Origin of the sequence: Parafannyhessea umbonata, from assembly GCF_900111255.1 — a bacterium.
Classification (GTDB): domain Bacteria; phylum Actinomycetota; class Coriobacteriia; order Coriobacteriales; family Atopobiaceae; genus Olsenella_J; species Olsenella_J umbonata_A.
This window is the reverse complement of record NZ_FOGP01000002.1, coordinates 382,525-399,305: the sequence shown is the minus strand read 5'-3', so window position 1 is coordinate 399,305 and position 16,781 is coordinate 382,525. Positions and strand designations below refer to the sequence as shown.

The following is a 16,781-nucleotide window of genomic DNA, read 5'->3' as shown; positions in this document are numbered from 1 at the left end:
CATCCAGTCCTTCAACGGGGTCGTCGAGGCTATGCCGAACCTCTCCATGGCCTCGGGCTTCGTCATGCCCTCGTCGACGACGGCGCGCGCGGCGGCGACCTTGGTCTCATATGAGTAGACGGCGTATTTCTTTCCCATGTCTGTCAGCCCCTCGATGCCGACGGATCTGTACGTGTCGATCCATTTTCTCACGGCCTCGTAGGGAACACCGATCAGGCTGGAGATGGCTTTGACACCGTTCCCCGCGTCGTAGAGCTCGGCGGCTTTCGACCTCGTGGCGGCGTCGTACAAAGTTCTTCGGGTCATGAAAGAAGCCTCCCTTTTCTCATGTCCAAGAAAAGGGAGGCGGTTCAGTTCAAAACGGTCGGGCCTCCCTTTTTTGTAACGTTTGCGTCGATTGGCCGCAACGCAGGCGAGAGATGCGCTTTACGACGCTGCGAGCTTGGCGAAACGGTGGCCTAACCCTCGCGCAATGCCAGACCCCTATACCTGTAGTCACGTTCTGACGTACGACGGAAGGGGTAGTTATGTACAAGGACATCATCACCATATCGACCGTTGCGTTCCACGCCGAATGGGGCGACAAGGAGCGCAACCTCAACCGCATCCTGGGCTACATGGAGGCCGCTGCCAAGAAGGGCTCTGACCTCCTGCTCCTTCCCGAGATGGCCCTGACCAGCTACGATGACGAGCCCGACGTTCCCGTCGCGGAGAAGATGCAGCACAAGCTCGCCGAGACCGTGCCTGGCCCCACCAGCGAGATCGTCGCCGCAAAGGCCAAGGAGCTCGGCCTCTACGTGGTCTTCGGCATGCCCATCCGCGACGACGAGAAGTCCGACGTCGTCTACAACGGCCTCGCGGTCTTCTCGCCCGAGGGCCTCGTGGGCTCCTACCATAAGATTCACCTGCCGGCTCCGGAGCCCAACTGGGCGACGCGCGGCGACAAGCCCTTCATCCTGGACACCCCGTGGGGTCCGGTGGGCATCGCCATCTGCTACGACACCTACTGCTTCCCAGAGCTGATGGACTACTATGTCGCCAAGGGCTGCAGGCTCTACCTCAACCCCACGGCCGTGTGCCACGCCCACGGCGAGCACCTGATGGACGACACCATCCACGCGCAGGTCATCCGCGAGGGCATCTTCATTGCGAGCGCGAACCTGGCCGGCCTCGACAAGGACAACTGGTTCTGGGACGGAAGCTCCGTCCTCGGCCCGGGTAAGGGCACCTGGGACTATCACTACTACGCGGGTGGCCCGTTCGTCGCGCCCGGCTCCGACGAGGAGGCCATGTACACCGCCACAATCGACCTCTCGCTCGCGACGAGGTTCCTCTACAAGCACAACCCCTCCGTCGGTGGAACCGACTGGCGACCGGATCTCTACAAGAAGTGGTTCGAGGAGATCTGCTCAGACGAGTCCTACGGCAAGTAAGCGAACCCCTTCTCGCCCCCAGCTTGCCTCTAGGATAACCCGCATCCCTCAGCGGGGGAGGACGGCGTGGCGCTCCCATCCGGGACTGCCGCGCCGTCCTCTTTATTCTTGCGTTTGGTCGGGTCGCGCCTCCATCGGCCCGCATGCTGGCGCCCCTTGCCTGCCATTCGGCCGCGTCCGGGTCCGGGGTGGCTAGATCTTGGCAACCAGCTCGTCGGCGAGGGCGTCGATCTGCGCGCGCGACTCGTCGTCGAGGGAGCCCTTGACGGTCACGACGTTCTGAGCGAAGTCGATACCGGCGCACTGCTCCAACAGGGCGCGCATGCCCTTCGCGGCGGCCGGCATCCACGAGCCGTTCTGGACGAAGGCGACGGTGCGCCTCTGGAAGTTGTGGTCCACAAGGCGGCTCACGAACTCGTGCATGGTGGGGAAGAAGCCGCCGTTGTAGGTGGTGGTCGCAAGCACCAGCACGCTGTGACGGAAGGCGTCCTCCAGGGCCTCGGCCTGGTCGTCGCGGGCGAGGTCGGTCACGACCACGCGCTGCGCGCCCTTCTTGCTAAGCGCCGCGGCGAGCTCCTCGACCGTCTGCCTGGTGTGCCCGTAGACGCTCGTGTAGGCGATTACGACGCCCGGCGTCTCGACGCCGTAGCTGGACCAGGTGTCGTACTGGCTCAGGTAGTGCGTGAGGTCGCCCGAGAGCACGGGACCGTGCAGCGGGCAGATGGTCTGGATGTCCAGGGGCGCCACCTTCTTGAGCACCGCCTGGACGTTCTTGCCAAACTTGCCGACGATGCCGAAGTAGTAGCGCCTGGCCTCGCAGTCCCAGTCCTGCTCCACGTCGAGCGCGCCGAACTTGCCGAAGGCGTCGGCCGAGAAGAGCACCTTCGCCGTCGCGTCGTAGGTGAACATGACCTCGGGCCAGTGGACCAGGGGCGCCGCTACGAAGCTGAGCTCGTGCGTGCCCAGGCTGAGCGTGCTGCCCTCCTTGATGACCATGTTGCGGCCCTCGTACTTGGTGCCGAAGTAGTTGGCCATCATGTTGAAGGCGCCGACGCTCGCGACGACCGTCGCCTGGGGGTAGCGCTCCATGAACAGCGAGACGTTCGCGCTGTGGTCAGGCTCCATGTGCTGGACGATGAGGTAGTCCGGCTCGCGGCCGTCGAGCGCCGTCTCAAGATTCTGGATCCACTCCTGACCGAAGTGCTGGTCGACGCTGTCCATAACGGCGATCTTCTGGTCGACGATGGCATACGAGTTGTAGGCCATGCCGTCGGGCACGACGAACTGCCCCTCGAACAGGTCGATGTCGTGGTCGTTTACGCCAATGTAGTGAATGCCGTCTGCAATCTGCATGGTAGAGCCCCTCTCGTCCGAATGGGTTGTGTCGCGCGCGGCTGCGCGCGAGGCTGTTGCTTGGACGTGCGAGAGGGGCTTGGGCTGCCCTCCCGTGAGCCCGTGCCCTTAAGGGTACTACTCGCGAACTCACGGTTTTCTCTATCCGTCAGCTTTGCGACAGACGGCTGTGCGGCGAGGCCTCTGGTCCGGGCGTTCCGCTCGCGCTGGTACACGGCTTGCGTGCGGCTGACGGCCTGCGTCTGGCAGGCAGATTTCGCCTTGGCAACGCTTGGGCGTGCACTCTGGCGTCAGTCGCGGTACGTGGCGTAGGCTTGTGCCGATGAGTCGAGGGCGGCGCGCTTGCGCCGCGGGGGGAGTCCAGCATGCGCATCGCAATCGTCGGCAAGGGGGCACTGGGCCTTCTGTATGCGGACGCGGTCTGCTCGGAGCTCGGGCGGGACGCCGTGGTGTTCGTTATGGACGCGGCCCGCCTGGCGCGCCACGCAAAGGACGCCTACACCGTCAACGGGCAGCCGCGAGACTTTGCCGACGCCACTCCCGAGCGGGCGGGCAAGGCCGACCTCGTCATCGTCGCGACGAAGGCGACCGGGCTCTCCGCGGCGCTCGACCTGATGGGCCCGCTCCTTCGCGACGACACGCCCATCGTGTCGGTCCTCAACGGAGTGCGCAGCGAGGAGGTCATCGCCGGGCGCTTTGGCTGGGAGCGCGTCGTCCCCTGCGTGGCGAGGGGGATGGACGCCGCGCGCTATGGCTGCGACCTGAGCTACACCAAGCCCGGCGCCCTGCACGTAGGCCGCTTCGAGCGGACCCCGGCCGCCACGTTCGAGCGTGCGCGCGAGCTCATGGGCCGTGCTGGAATCCCGCTTGTGGCGGAGAACGACATCAGGCGCACCATGTGGGAGAAGTTCGTGCTCAACGTGGGCATCAACCAATGCTGTGCCGCATATGGCCTTCCCTACGGAGGCATCCTGGGAGACCAGGCGGCAGAGCCCTTCCGCATGCTCGTCGCCGCCATGCGTGAGGTCGTCGCGCTCGCCCGCGCCGAGGGCGTGGAGCTGGACGACCACGTCATAAACGTGTCCATCGAGCTTGAGCTCGGGCTTGACCAGGGATCGACGCCCTCGATGGGACAGGACCGCATCAACCGCGTGCCCAGCGAGGTGGACGAGTTTGCCGGAGAGGTGATTCGCCGCGCCGAGCGCCATGGCATCCTGGTGCCCGCCAACCGCTGGCTGTTGGAGCGCATGCGTCAGATAGAGGCTGCCTACTAGGGCGCTACTGGCCGTCCGCTGGCAGGGGCCTGCCCGTGCGCTACTCCGCCTCGAAGACCTCGTAGTCGAGCTCGAACTCGCTGCCGTCGAAGATCTTGTAGAAGTTCGAGAAGACATGCTCCATGAGGACCTTCACGTCGCCTTGCCCCTCGGTCCTGGGGAAGAGGGCGATGGTCTGGGTCTGCGAGCAGGTAGCACAGATGACCTCGGTGTCCGCCGTCTTGCGGATGGCGAGCTCCATCGCGTTGACCGCGTTCTTCTCGCGATTGATGTTCACGCTGGCTCCCTCGCGCGGCCTCAGGCTCACCATGATGGGCGTCAGCTCGCGCCCCTGGCACCTGCTGATGGTGCGCATGCAGGCGCAGAGCTCGGCAAACTCGTCGCGCGAGATGCTGTAGGCGTTGCGCTTGTCGGTGGCGACCACGTGCGAGAGGAACTCGTCGACCATCCTGAGCGAGTCCGGGCTCTCGTCGCTGTAGAGGGGTGATTCCACGACCTGCTTCGACTCGACGGCCGCAAGCGCGCCGCCGTCCAGGAGCCGGATGAAGGCGTCCAGGTAAGTGGGGTCGAACTGCGCGCCGCGGCCCTCGACCATGCGCTCGCGCACCGTCTCGATGGGGATGGCGTTTCGGTAGATGCGGTCCGAGCGCATGGCGTCGTAGGCGTCGCACACGCAGACGAGCCGGGCGTGCGGCGGAATCTCTTCTCCGCTAAGGCGATGGGGGTAGCCCTTCCCGTCGTAGCGCTCGTGGTGGCTCAGAGCGACGTCTTTGGCTCCTGGGATGGTGCTGGCGTGCGACAGGATGTCGGCGCCCTGCTCGGTGTGGGACTGGATGATGCCGTACTCGATCTCGGTCAGGCTGCCGGGCTTGTTGAGGATGGTGTCGGGGATGCCGATCTTGCCCACGTCGTGCAGGAGCGCCTCGAGGCGCAGCACATTGACCTCGTCTTCGGGAAGGCCCAGCTCGCGGGCGAGAAGCACCGAGTATTCCGCGACGCGGTGGGAGTGGCCCTGCGTGTAGCGGTCCTTGGCATCGACCACGGTCGCCAGCGTCTGGACAGCTTCCTCGCTCATGAGCTCCATCTGCCGCAGGCGCTCGCGGTCCTTGCGGGTCAGGCGCTCCACCTCGTCGTGCAGGCCGTTGGCGATGCGCAGGCGGCCCAGGGCGCTCAGGTGGTACTCGATCATGGCGCAGGCGCTCATGATCACGTTGAGCAGGAACAGGATCGGGAAGTGCGTGACGAAGGTCGTCGTGTAGTTGGAGGACACGTACGCGCTGAGTGGCGACCAGAACAGGACGACGAACAGGAGCTCGAACAGGAGCGACGCGTAGACTCCCACGATGACGTCGCAGAAGTACATGGTTCCCAGGGGAAGCAGCATGACCCAGAGAATGGCGAATCCGTTGTTGGAGCCTTGGATGGCGTAGTAGGTGAATCCGAGGGCGCAAGTGACCAGGATGAGCAAGGATGCGGCGAAGCGGCTCCTCTTGATGGCGCTCAGCCAGGTCGCTATGGCCCCGCAGAAGGTGAAGATCACACCGCTGAGCATCATCTCGCGTCTGCCTGTGGCGACGTTGAGGATGACCGACACGAGGGCGAACAGGGTGATCACGACTGCGACGACGGCCGTGACGTTGCAGATGACCCGCTCGGCGACGCCGACGTAGATTGACTCATGTAGGTCGCGCCAATAGCGCTTGAGCGTGTCCATTTCTGTCTTACCCGACTCCCGCCTTGAGGGGTTTGACAAAAGACCCCGTTCGTAAAAATGTTACCGTAATCGGCCAAATAATGATAGTCTGACTATCGCGTTTCCGTAGCAGGTTTTTCTGCCGAACGCCCTGGGGTACCATGCGACAGAGAGACTTGTTCGCACGGGTGGCCTGACAGAAGGGGGCGGCCATGCCAAAGACGCAGGAAATGCCAAGGGGGAGGTGCCTCGCGCCGGTTCGCTGGGGCATCCTGGGCGCGGGCGGGATCGCCCGTCGCTTTGCCGCGAGCGTCGCGGCGTCCGAGGACAGCGTCCTAGTGGCCGCGAGCCGTCGGACCAAGGAGCGGGCCGACGTGTTCTTGGACCAGGTTGGGGCTGCGGGCGCCCGTGGCTACGGAAGCCACGACGAGCTGCTGGCCGACTCCAGGGTCGATGCGGTCTACCTTGCGCTTCCCCACGGCATGCACCTTGAGTGGTGCCTGAGGGCCCTCTCTGCCGGAAAGCCCGTGCTGTGCGAGAAGCCCCTGGCCCTGAGCTCCGAGGACGCCCGGCGTATCACGGCCGCCGCGCGCGAGGCCGGGGTGCCCTTCATGGAGGCCATGAAGGCGCGCTTCACTCCCGCGGCGCGAGAGGTCATGCGGGAGGTCTCGGTCGGCGTCGTCGGCAGGGTGCGCTCGGTCGAGGCGAGCCTGTGCAACGACGCGCTGCAGCACTTCCGCGACTCAAATAGCAGCTACATCTTCGATTCCGTGCAGGGAGGGACGCTTCTGGACTGCGGGATATACTGCGCCTCGTGGCTGGAGGCACTTCTTCCCGGAGCGATCGCGCTCGAGTCCGTCGACGTCGCCACCGTTCCCGCCCGGGGCTGCGACGATGGCGGCGCGACCGTCGACGCCTACGTGGGCGCTCGACTCAAGCTGGGTGGCGTTCCCGCGTTGCTCGAGTGCGCCATGGACAGGGCCAAGCCGCGCCGCTGCGAGATCGTGGGAGAGCGCGGCCGCATCGTGGTGGAGGACCTGCACCGCCCCCAGGCCGCCACGGTCCTGGTCGCGGGGGAGGAGCCACGGCGCATCGACGCGCCCTACGTGGTGGACGACTTCTTCGGCGAGCTCGAGCACTTCAACCGGATGGTGCGCACGGGCACTGTCGAGTCGCCGGTCATGCCGCACGGTGCGTCCGTGCGCTGCGCCCAGATCCTGGATGCCGTGCGTGCGGGCTTTCCCCGTGCCCGATAGCGCTTTGCTGCGGGCGATGCCGTACGCGGCGACGTGACGTCCGCCGGACGGATGGTGCTGCGTATCGAATTCGTAACTCCCGCGCCTGCGCGGCGGGCCTGGCGCCGGGCGAGTCGTATGCTTCGCACGTCAAACCGACGCCGGGGACGGGCTCCTCGGCAGGCATGGCAGAGGAAGGAAGACCCATGGCCAGCAACTTCTCGCACGCGATCGTCCGCCGCCCGTGCAGGCGTCTGATAGAGGGCATCACCACCAACCCCCAGCTGGGCAAGCCTGACTACGAGCTGGCGCTCGAGCAGCACGACGACTACGTTGCGGCCCTAGAGGGCGCGGGCGTCGAGGTGACGGTGCTCCCCGCGCTCGAGGGCTATCCGGACAGCGTCTTCGTCGAGGACACCTGCGTCATCACGCCCAAGGGCGTCGTGGTGGACATTCCTGCGACCGACAGCCGCCGCGCGGAGGCGGAGCTCATGCTGCCGACGCTGAGGGAATTCTTCTCGCCCGACCAGATCAAGCGGCTGAGCGCGCCGGCCACGCTCGAGGGTGGCGACGTCATGATGGTGGACGACCACTACTACGTGGGGCGCTCGTCGCGCACCAACGACGAGGGCTTCCGCCAGTTCGCCGGCTTCCTGGCTGAGTGGGGCTACACCGCCGAGCAGGTGCCCGTCGAGCACATCCTGCACCTCAAGACCGGCGGCACCTACGTCGAGGACGGCAACCTGCTGGTCTCCGGCGAGTTCAAGGCCGCGCCGGCGTACCGCCGCGGCCAGTTCAGGAACGTCTTCGAGGTTCCCGACGAGGAGGCCTACGGCGCAGACTGCGTCCGCATCAACGACAAGGTCATCATGGCCGCCGGCTACCCGCGCGTGCAGGCGCAGCTCGAGGAGTGGGGCTACGACGTCGCCACCGTTGACATGAGCGAGTACCGCAAGATTGACGGCAGCATCACCTGCCTGTCACTTCGCTGGTAGAGAAGCGCCTCGCCCGCGCTTGCTCGCGGCATCCGGCGGAGCAGCCGCAGCCGGATGGCGGCCACGTGCGATGGCCGCAGGCGGATGTGTTGTTGCGCTCGATGGATTGGCGCCCGGGCCTCGGTGCAGCTGAGGACGGGCGGGGGATATCCTTCTGTATGAGGTCGGCCGACTCTTTACAGGGAGGCTGTATGGAAGACGTTTCTGCCAAGTCCAGCGACTCGCGGATCAAAGGCTCGCTGCAGCGCTGCCTGGATGCGCTGAGCCACGGATTCGATACCGACGATGCCATTCAAGAGATTCTGGCCGCTCTGGGCGAGCACTACGGCGGTGACCGCGCATACGTTTTCGAGTTCGATCATGCAAGCGGTTCTGTGGAGGACGCGTGCGAGTGGTGCCGAGAGGGCGTCCCCAGCCAGCTCGACGAGCTTGACGGCATGCGAGCGGTGGACTTCTCGGCCTGGTCCGAGACCATGGCCGACGACTGCGTCTCGCTCATCAGCAGGGGGGCGTGCCACTCTGGCAAGGAGTCTCCCCAGAAGTGCCGCCTGCTGGAGGTCTGGGGCCTCGAGAGTCTCCTGATCGCGCCGCTCTGGACGGGTAAGCGCCTGGCGGGCTACCTGACCGTCGACAATCCCTCCTTGCTGGATGGTGACTACGTTGTGCTCCGGACGGTCGCGCTCTACGTTGCGAACCACATAGATAGGCGCGAGGGACTCGAGCAGCGGATGGTCGCGGCCCTCAGGTCCGTTTACGTGGGCATGTACCTCTGGGATTTCGAGGCTGGCCTCTACCACGAGGTGGAGAACGGCCTTCATTCGTGGCGCGCCAAGTCTCGCGTCGGGCCTCTGTCCGAGATTCCCCTTGCCATCGACGGGACGGTCGATCCCATGTACCTCAAGCAGGTGCATGCCTTTTTGGACATCGACAACCTACGTCGGACGCTGTGCGACAGGGACGATGTTTCCATGCAGTACCTGACGGGCGAGGTCGGCTGGGTCATGGCGCGCGTCATCGTCGTCGAGCGCGACGAGCGGGGGCTGCCGGCAAAGGTGCTCTTCTCGATCGAGGACATCGACGAGGCGAAGCGAAGCCTGGAGCTCGCCTCGTATAGGGCCGAGCACGACGCCCTCACGGGCCTGCTCAACCGCTCTGCGCTCGATTCGCTGATGGTTGAGCTACGCTCCTGCTCCGACCCGCTTGCGGTCGTGCTGCTCGACGTCGACAAATTCAAGGGAATAAACGACCGCTTCGGCCATGGCGTGGGGGACGACGTCCTGCGTGCGGTCGCCCGTGCCCTCGTGTCGAGCATGCGCTCGGGCGACAAGGTGATCCGCTTGGGCGGCGACGAGTTCGCCGTCATACTTCGCGACTGCCCGTCCTCCTTTCAAGGCAAGCTCCTGAGGCGCGTCGACGCAATCAATCAGCTCCTGAGCATCCGCGATAACGGCATCCCTGTGGTTTCCGTCAGCGCCGGCGTGGCGTTTGGCGAGCATGGCTACGACCGCGACCTGCTTTCCTGCGCGGACCGCGCGCTCTATCGCGCAAAGCGCTCGCCCGAGCAGTGCTGCGTCTATAACCCGGAACTTGACGGCTAGGTGACTGTCGGCACCGCTGCACCTCTTGTCCCATAGGCGGTAACGTATACGATTGAGTTCGTGTGCCGGCGAGGGGGTCGGCGGGCGCGGCGCACGAGCTGAGACCATTTGTCCGAGCAGGGGAGTTGAGACGCGCGTGGCCGAGACGCCGGTTGTTATCAAGGTCGCCTACCGAAATGACGAGGGAGTCGTCGGCCAGCTGGTCGACGAGGTGAGCGAGGACGTGGCGGGCCACGAGCTTGATGGTCGCGACCGCCGCCACCTCAAGCGGTACCCAACCGTCTACATCATTCGCGCTAAGGACGCCGTGCGAGGTCGTGGTGGCCATGGGAGCCAGGCCGAGGAACTCGTTGTCTACGTTGGCGAGACCAACTCCATCGAGCGGCGCACCGTCGAGCACTATTCGGACGAGACTAGCTACAAGACCGAGAGCAACCGTCGGAAGTGGCGGGTCATCAACCATGCGGACGATGCGTCCATGTACGTCATCGCCCACAGCCACTTCAACAAGTCGCTCACGCTCGACCTCGAGAACACCTTCATGAGCTACATCCTGGCCTCCGGGGCCCAGCGGGTCAGCCTGGTCAACTCTCGTGGCAACCCGCAGGATGACTACTACACTCGCAAGGAGCTGCCCAGGCTCACGTCCCAGATTTGGCGTAAGCTGAACGGGGACGACCCAGAGCTGTTCCCTGCGGAGTCGATCATTCGTGACTCGGCGATCTTCAAGGCGTCGCCGTTCCACTGCCTGGGGCCAGAGCAGCGCGAGGCCGAGGGGACCATCCTGGAGCAGGTCAAGGCTGCGCTTGGGTCGGACGCCCAGCCCGGCGGGGCGCTCATTCTGGTCGAGGGGGTCGCGGGAACGGGCAAGACCGTCCTTTTGAGTCACCTCTTCTATCGGCTCCAGAACGAGTTTGCCGAGCTTGGTGCTCGTGACTATGAGGAAGACGAGTCGTCTGCGCGTGAGAAGGGCTCCGCGGTCCTGCTTGTCAACCACAACGAGCAGGTGACCGTCTACAACTCGATCATGCTGAGGCTCGGCCTGCAGGGCAAGAGCGGCGTGGTGGTCATGAAGCCCACCGAGTTCATCAACAAGCATTCCGAGTCGGGCCATGGCAAGGGGCTCGACAGGCAGGACTTTCCCGCGGACCCCGTGGACGTTGCGCTCATCGACGAGGCACACCTGCTGCTGACAGCTGGAAACCAGAGTTACCGCGGGTCGAGGAACATGCTGATCGACGTGATGCGTCGTGCCCGGGTAGTCGTTGCGGTCTATGATCCCAACCAGGTGCTCAGGAAGGAGCAGGAGATCGGGCGGGAGATGCGCGACCTTCTCTTTCCCAAAGAGCGCTTTGACGGGGGAAAGACGGTCGGACTCAAGCGCACGGTGCAAATTGGGCCTGCAGACTGCCGGGTCACCAACATCATGCTTGAGCAGCAATACCGAATCGACGCGTGCGAGGAGGTCGTCGCGTGGATTGACGACTTTGCGGCGGGGCGGGGCATCGGGCCCATCCCGAAGGATTCTCCTGCGGACGGGCACCGGCCTTACGAAATCAAGGTGTTCGACTCGCCCTTCGAGCTCCAGCGAGCTGTCGAGGACAAGGCAATAACGTTTGACTCCTCTGGTCGTATGGTGGACGACACGGATCACGGGCTTTCCCGCGTGCTGGCGACATATGACTGGGAGTACAAGGACGGGAAGGCCCCGGCCGAGGGCGAGACGTGGAACGTCGAGATCGTCCAGGAGGGTGTCGGCTGGGTCTCTGCTGACGAGGATCCCTTGCTCGATGAGCGCAGGGAGGAGCTGCGCGCCCAGGGCAGGCTCTTCAGTATGCCATGGAACTATCAGCTGAAGCACGAACCGGGAGAGGACGTTCGCGGAAAGTCTTGGGCCGAGCAGGACCACACGCTGGGGGAGTGCGGGTCGACCTATACCATCCAGGGCTTCGACCTGAACTTTGCTGGCGTGATCGTCGGCCCGTCTGTCGAGTATCGCGACGGCAAGGTGGTCTTCAACAAGAACAAGAGCAAGAACAGTAAGGCCATTGATGGCAGCGACCGTCCCGAGGCAAACCTCAGAAACGAGCTCAACGTGCTTCTGAAGCGAGGCGTCCACGGCCTGTATATCTTTGCGGTTGACGAGGGGCTGCGAAATCACCTGAAGAAGATGGCGACGGAGGGCACAAGGGCCGCCTTGACGGAGACGTAGCGGTGCTGCGAAATGTGCGCAGTTCTCTCCACGGAAGGACAGCGAACGATGAGATTTGAGGACGTCCAGGCCGAAGTGGCGGCCTTTCGAGACGATAGGGATTGGCGACAGTTCCACAACCCCAAGGACCTCGCCATTTCGGTGAGCCTCGAGGCGTCGGAGCTCCTGGAGAACTTCCAGTGGTCGGGCACCGACCTCGAGTGCAAGGACAAGGAGGCATCCATCGGAGAAGAGCTTGCCGACGTGATGATCTACTGCCTGCTGCTGGCGGACCGCTTGGGCATGGACCCCGTGCAGCTGATGCATGACAAGATTCAGAAGAACGCTCGCAAGTATCCCGTGGACAAGGCTCGCGGCAGCTCCAAGAAGTACACGGAGCTGTAAAGCTTGGGAGTCCTGTTGGCCTCCCAGTTGCGAGGCCGAAATGGAACGCGTTTCCCGAGGGGGCGTCTGGCAACACTGCCAGGCGCCCCCTGCTGTTTGACATGGTTCTGACAAGAGGGAATTAATGTCAACCTATTTCTCGATGGGTTTTGCGAGTGGTTTCGGCGCTGGCGACGAATGCGCATGCTGACGCGCAGCCCCTGTATAATCGGGGCTGCAGCGGACGGCTAGGCATGGGTGGAATCAGGCTAGCCGAGCCGACTTTCGAAGCGCTGCCCGTCGCGCAACATCGCGTACGCCACGTTGATGCGGCGACGGGCAAGCGCTATGACTGCGGAGTAGTGGCACCTCCCCTCGGCCCTCTTGCGGTCGTAGTACGCCCTCGACTCCTCGCAGAAGTCGATCGACCTCGCGGCGGAGAGCACCCAGGCCCTCTTGAGCCTCTTGTTGCCGGCCCTGGGCTTCGTCACGGAGTTGAGGGAGCGACCCGACTGTCTCACGCGCGGCGCGAGCCCCGCGTAGGCGGCGAGCTTGGCGGCGCTCGAGAACCTCGAGATGTCCCCGACCTCGGCGATGAACGTGGCCGCCGTGACCCTCCCGAGCCCGGGCATGGAGAGGAGGACCCGCGCGTCGGGCATGGACGCGAGCAGCTCGTCGACGCGCCGGCCGACCCTCTCGCGCGCGTCCAGGGCGGACCTGAGCGAGGCGGCCTCGATCTTGATCAGCTCGTCGTAGAAGGCCGAGGACACGATCTCCACGCTCTGCGAGGCGATGGCCGAGAAGACCTCCTCCACGAACAGGGGGCCTCTATGCCCGAACCCGCGCTGGGCACCGACCCATCTCCTGACCCTGCCCTTGCCGGCCGAGGCGAGCCCGTTCGCGCCCCCGTACCGTGCGAGCAGCGCCAAGGGGAGCCTGCGCTTGACCCTCTGGCCCGCGAACACGCCGTTCAGGGCGGGGCACGTCGCGAGCAGGAGCCCGTGTATCCTCGCGGCGGCGCGCCTCGCGTCGTCGGTGAGCTCTCGGTCGTAGGACATGAGCGCGGCGAGCTCCTCCGCGTCCCCGCGCCGCGCCGACACCCCGTGCACGAGCGAGGGGATGCGGAGCGCGAGGTCCGCCATCACGAACGAGTCGCGCCTGTCGGTCTTCGCCTCGCCTCCGTAGAGGTCGATGCCCTTGGCCATCGCCTTGGGCGTGATGAACCCGACGTCCAGGCCCATCTCCCGTGCCACCGCGAAGAGCAGGGACGAGAGGTCACCAGGCTGGTCCACGACCGCGATCGCGTCGGTGCCGGCGTACGGTTCGAGTGCCGACCGGATCTCGGACTCGTCCTGTCCCACGGGCTTGCTGGCGGTCACCTCCCCGGCATGGGCGTCGATGGCCGTCATGTGGTGGGAGTACCTTCCGACGTCGAATCCCACAACGACGCCGTGAGCAGCTTCCATGGCTGCCCCCTTTCTCGAATGGGAGGCGGGGAACGTCGCTGGCGCCCTCTCGGCAGGACATTATGGGACGGGCTCGAAGCCCAAATCATCAACCTATCAGCCATCCGGGGGCCAACGGATTCGGTGGCACGACACATAATGAAACATGGTTGTTAGTCCGGCGCGGCCATGCCGAATCCGTTGACGTCCTGCACCACGGCAGCTCCCGGTTTCCGAAGCCGTGGTGAGGCCATCATAGGGAGCTGCTGTAAATAATGTCCGGTCGCAGTGATAACTTCCGGCCAGAAGCTGAAAGAAGCCTGTATGACCCGTGTGTCACGTAGATGGGGCAGGTGGCTCGCATGACGGCTGGCTTCTTGAGGTGACCCTACTGTTTAGGAAGAGGAGACGGATATGAGTGACCAAGAACACGAGGAAGAGGCGCCGAAAGAGGAAATGGCCAACGCCGTGTCTGAAGCCGCCTTGGACGATCAGAAGGCGGCCGGGCTGGATGAAGGATGCGGTCTTGCTGCAAAGCACTTCTCCGCCGGAGAGCCTGATGGCGTTGAACGGGGCCATCGCAGCCGACGGATGCGATGGTGACAACGAGGAGTCGAGCTCTCCTGAGCTTGAGTTCGCGAAAGACGTTATAGGCAGGGAGGGTGAAGAGTCGTCGGCTGCTGCCGAGGCTGTTCCTTCAGATGTCGCCATAACGCCGGGCAAGGGCAAGACAAGGCACAAGATGCCCCTCAGCAAGAGGAACAAAGTGGCAATCTGCATCGCCGCAGCCGTCGTTGTGCTTGCTGGCATCGGCGGTGGGGTGTACGCGCACAACGAGAGCGTTCGCATCGAGGAAGAGAAGGCGGCCGCGGAAGCGGAACAGAAGGAAGAGGAGCGCAGGCTTGACTACATCGACAACCTTCACACCGCCTGTGACTACATCCTCTCTGGCGCGTCAGTTGCTGAGAACATGGGCAACACGACCCTCAATGTTTGGCATTCGGCCATCTTTGAGAGCAACCCCAGCGCATGGGACGAAGAGGTGAGGCCCTACTTCTCTACGGACTTCAACGATGCGCTGGGAAAGTGGACTGGAAGCGATGCGTTCCAGTCGCAAAAGCTCACGTTGACGGACAACCAGAAGACTACGAAGGAGCTGATGTCTCAGCTCACTGATCCGCCTACTGACTGTGAGGAAGCCTACGAGACGTTGAAGACCCTCTATACGGATTACGTCTCGTTCACCAACATGGCGTCCGATCCGACGGGCAGCTACACGTCGTATAGCGAGGACTTCTCGGATATGGACTCCAAGCTCGTGAACGATCTGGAGCTTCTGGACACCCAGATTCCAGAGAAGTAGGTCGTGCCATTGCATCCGGTAGGCGGAAATGTGCAACTCAAAAGTGCCGCCCAAAGCGAACATTTGCGCTTCGTTGAAGACTCCAGTCAAGTTGAAAAAGCTTCGTAACCTGCGCGTTGTCCAAGGCGTGATTATCCCTGCGCATCGGAATTCTTGAGCTCTCACAGGGCAAGAGTCACTTGTCGCATAAATGCGGAAGCTCGTGAACATTGCTGTCGTTGTGGCTGGACCATACGTTGTTGCTGTTTCGAAAGGCGGTTGGAATGACGGTGCTCAACGAAAGACAGGCGGTAATCGTAAGGCGCTTGCTTGACGGCGAGTGTTTGAGTGTCTCGAGGCTCGCCGCGTCTTTTGAGACAAGCGAACGGACCATTAGGGGAGACCTGACTACCGTTCAGGACGTGTTGACGAGGTACGGACTTGGGCTGAGCGAAGCCGCCGGTCAGGGTCTGGGCGTCGTGGCCACTGCGGCGCAAAGTAAAGCTTTGCTTTCATCGCCCGAGATGAACGAGATGGCTTCGGGTCAAAGAGTCCCGTTCCTTGCGGCACGCATGCTGTTGCTTGGGACAAGTACCTATGACCAGCTTGCCGAGCTATGGATACGCCGGACCCCGCCGGAGGAAAGATCATCCGTGATACCGAGGGCAACCCGACTGGCTACCTCTCTGACTGCTTCAGCCTCACGGACGTGTTGAAGGAGCACTTCTCGTATACGGATGAGCAGGTTTATGCTGCCTTCAAGGAGTTCGAGGCCGAGATGAACTCCTACGGCATCACGGCCTTCCAGATGGCCGGCGGCGCGTCCGACAAGGTCTGGAAGATGGTCAACGACCTCGAGAAGTCCGGAGAGCTCAGCATGCGCGTGAGCGCGGGCCCGTTCGTGAACTTCTCGGAGGACGACGTGCTCGAGGCGGTCAAGAGCCTGGATGATGCCCAGAAGTACAATTCCGACTGGCAGAAGACTACGCTCATCAAGGCCCTGCTCGACGGAGTTCCCGAGGGCGCGACGGCGGCGCTCTCTGAGCCCTATACGGAGGCCGCGGGGATGGGCGCGGGCTACTGCGGTCCCGCCTACACCGACCAGGAGACCCTGAACAAGGTCGTTGCCATCGCCGACAAGGCTGGCTACCAGGTCGAGCTCCACGCCATGGGCGACGAGGCGGTGCACATGTCGCTCGACGCCTTCGAGTACGCCCAGAAGGAGAACGGCAAGCGTGACGCCCGCCACCAGATTGCCCACGCCACGCTCATGAGGGATGAGGACATCCAGCGCATGGCCGACCTCGAGGTCATCGGAGCCATGCAGCCCATGTGGTTCTACTACGACCCGTTCTTCTCGTACATGGAGGAGGCCAACTTCGGCCCCGAGCGCTTTGCCAAGGAGTACCGCGTCAAGACCATGCTCGATGCGGGCATCGTGATGAAAGGGTCGGTCGACTATCCCATCACGCTCGAGGTTCGTCCCCTTACTGGAATCCAGGCAGGCGCCACGCAGCAGTCGCCCCTCGACGAGGGCGAGAACGATCCCAAGACGCTGCGCAACCCCAACGAGGCCGTCAGCGTAATGGACATGATCAAGTTCTACACGACCAACGGCGCCAAGGCCCTCTTCATGGAGGACAAGATTGGGTCTATCGAGAAGGACAAGCTTGCGGATATGGTGGTGCTCGGCCAGAACCTGACAGAGGTCGATGTGAGACAGGTCGCCAACACGGGTGTCCTGTACACGATCTCGGGTGGCAGGGTGGTCTACGAGGGCGGCGATAAGACCGTTGCCGCCCTTCCCATCCAGTAGCCCGGTCTCGCCCCTCGTTTGC

General features: G+C 63.8%; 14 protein-coding genes. 10 read left to right on the top strand and 4 right to left on the bottom strand.

The features are described 5' to 3' along the window. Nucleotides 1–306 (bottom strand): helix-turn-helix domain-containing protein (locus BMY31_RS04435; RefSeq protein WP_143802935.1); only part of this gene is annotated, 306 nt, incomplete at its 3' end. Between the two features lie 221 nt (nucleotides 307–527). On the opposite strand from BMY31_RS04435, the gene BMY31_RS04430 reads away from it, so the two are divergent. Beyond that, nucleotides 528–1,433, top strand: coding sequence for a carbon-nitrogen hydrolase family protein (locus tag BMY31_RS04430; RefSeq protein ID WP_091008657.1), 906 nt, complete (start codon nucleotides 528–530; stop codon nucleotides 1,431–1,433). A 192-nt stretch (nucleotides 1,434–1,625) separates the two neighbouring features. Here BMY31_RS04430 and BMY31_RS04425 read toward each other — a convergent pair whose 3' ends face one another. After that, on the bottom strand, nucleotides 1,626–2,786 hold the full coding sequence (locus BMY31_RS04425) for an FprA family A-type flavoprotein (RefSeq protein WP_091008653.1): 1,161 nt from the start codon (nucleotides 2,784–2,786) through the stop codon (nucleotides 1,626–1,628). A 365-nt stretch (nucleotides 2,787–3,151) separates the two neighbouring features. On the opposite strand from BMY31_RS04425, the gene BMY31_RS04420 reads away from it, so the two are divergent. Next, the gene (locus BMY31_RS04420) at nucleotides 3,152–4,060 is read left to right on the top strand and encodes a ketopantoate reductase family protein (RefSeq protein ID WP_078687059.1); all 909 of its coding nucleotides are present in this window, start codon (nucleotides 3,152–3,154) and stop codon (nucleotides 4,058–4,060) included. Nucleotides 4,061–4,100: 40 nt separating this feature from the next. On the opposite strand, the gene BMY31_RS04415 is transcribed toward BMY31_RS04420, so the two are convergent. After that, nucleotides 4,101–5,774 carry an HD-GYP domain-containing protein gene (locus tag BMY31_RS04415; RefSeq protein ID WP_091008650.1) on the bottom strand — a complete coding sequence of 558 codons (1,674 nt, stop codon included), beginning with the start codon at nucleotides 5,772–5,774 and terminating at the stop codon, nucleotides 4,101–4,103. A gap of 191 nt (nucleotides 5,775–5,965) precedes the next feature. On the opposite strand from BMY31_RS04415, the gene BMY31_RS04410 reads away from it, so the two are divergent. The 5 genes from BMY31_RS04410 to BMY31_RS04390 all read left to right on the top strand — a co-directional run bounded on the left by BMY31_RS04410 (nucleotide 5,966) and on the right by BMY31_RS04390 (nucleotide 12,177). Next, the gene (locus BMY31_RS04410) at nucleotides 5,966–7,009 is read left to right on the top strand and encodes a Gfo/Idh/MocA family protein (protein ID WP_091008647.1); all 1,044 of its coding nucleotides are present in this window, start codon (nucleotides 5,966–5,968) and stop codon (nucleotides 7,007–7,009) included. A gap of 185 nt (nucleotides 7,010–7,194) precedes the next feature. Continuing rightward, nucleotides 7,195–7,983 (top strand): dimethylarginine dimethylaminohydrolase family protein, encoded by a 789-nt coding sequence (locus tag BMY31_RS04405; RefSeq protein WP_078687056.1) that lies wholly within the window; start codon nucleotides 7,195–7,197, stop codon nucleotides 7,981–7,983. 191 nt (nucleotides 7,984–8,174) lie between these two features. Beyond that, the gene (locus tag BMY31_RS04400) at nucleotides 8,175–9,581 is read left to right on the top strand and encodes a sensor domain-containing diguanylate cyclase (protein WP_180371357.1); all 1,407 of its coding nucleotides are present in this window, start codon (nucleotides 8,175–8,177) and stop codon (nucleotides 9,579–9,581) included. Nucleotides 9,582–9,717: 136 nt separating this feature from the next. Continuing rightward, nucleotides 9,718–11,793: a DUF2075 domain-containing protein gene (locus BMY31_RS04395; protein ID WP_091008641.1), complete on the top strand. Its 2,076-nt coding sequence runs from the start codon at nucleotides 9,718–9,720 to the stop codon at nucleotides 11,791–11,793. A gap of 48 nt (nucleotides 11,794–11,841) precedes the next feature. After that, a complete protein-coding gene (locus tag BMY31_RS04390) occupies nucleotides 11,842–12,177 on the top strand; it encodes a nucleotide pyrophosphohydrolase (protein WP_091008637.1) in 336 nt (111 codons plus the stop codon). 248 nt (nucleotides 12,178–12,425) lie between these two features. Here the strand turns inward: BMY31_RS04390 and BMY31_RS04385 are convergent, their stop codons facing one another. Next, nucleotides 12,426–13,622 (bottom strand): IS110 family transposase, encoded by a 1,197-nt coding sequence (locus tag BMY31_RS04385; RefSeq protein ID WP_091008634.1) that lies wholly within the window; start codon nucleotides 13,620–13,622, stop codon nucleotides 12,426–12,428. Nucleotides 13,623–14,019: 397 nt separating this feature from the next. On the opposite strand from BMY31_RS04385, the gene BMY31_RS04380 reads away from it, so the two are divergent. The 3 genes from BMY31_RS04380 to BMY31_RS04375 all read left to right on the top strand — a co-directional run bounded on the left by BMY31_RS04380 (nucleotide 14,020) and on the right by BMY31_RS04375 (nucleotide 16,759). Further along, nucleotides 14,020–14,964 (top strand): hypothetical protein, encoded by a 945-nt coding sequence (locus BMY31_RS04380; RefSeq protein WP_143802933.1) that lies wholly within the window; start codon nucleotides 14,020–14,022, stop codon nucleotides 14,962–14,964. A gap of 263 nt (nucleotides 14,965–15,227) precedes the next feature. After that, the gene (locus BMY31_RS09040) at nucleotides 15,228–15,659 is read left to right on the top strand and encodes a DeoR family transcriptional regulator (protein WP_143802932.1); all 432 of its coding nucleotides are present in this window, start codon (nucleotides 15,228–15,230) and stop codon (nucleotides 15,657–15,659) included. Further along, nucleotides 15,560–16,759 carry an amidohydrolase gene (locus BMY31_RS04375; RefSeq protein ID WP_091008629.1) on the top strand — a complete coding sequence of 400 codons (1,200 nt, stop codon included), beginning with the start codon at nucleotides 15,560–15,562 and terminating at the stop codon, nucleotides 16,757–16,759. The genes BMY31_RS09040 and BMY31_RS04375 overlap by 100 nt, the downstream gene beginning before the upstream one ends. Nucleotides 16,760–16,781: the final 22 nt, after the last annotated feature.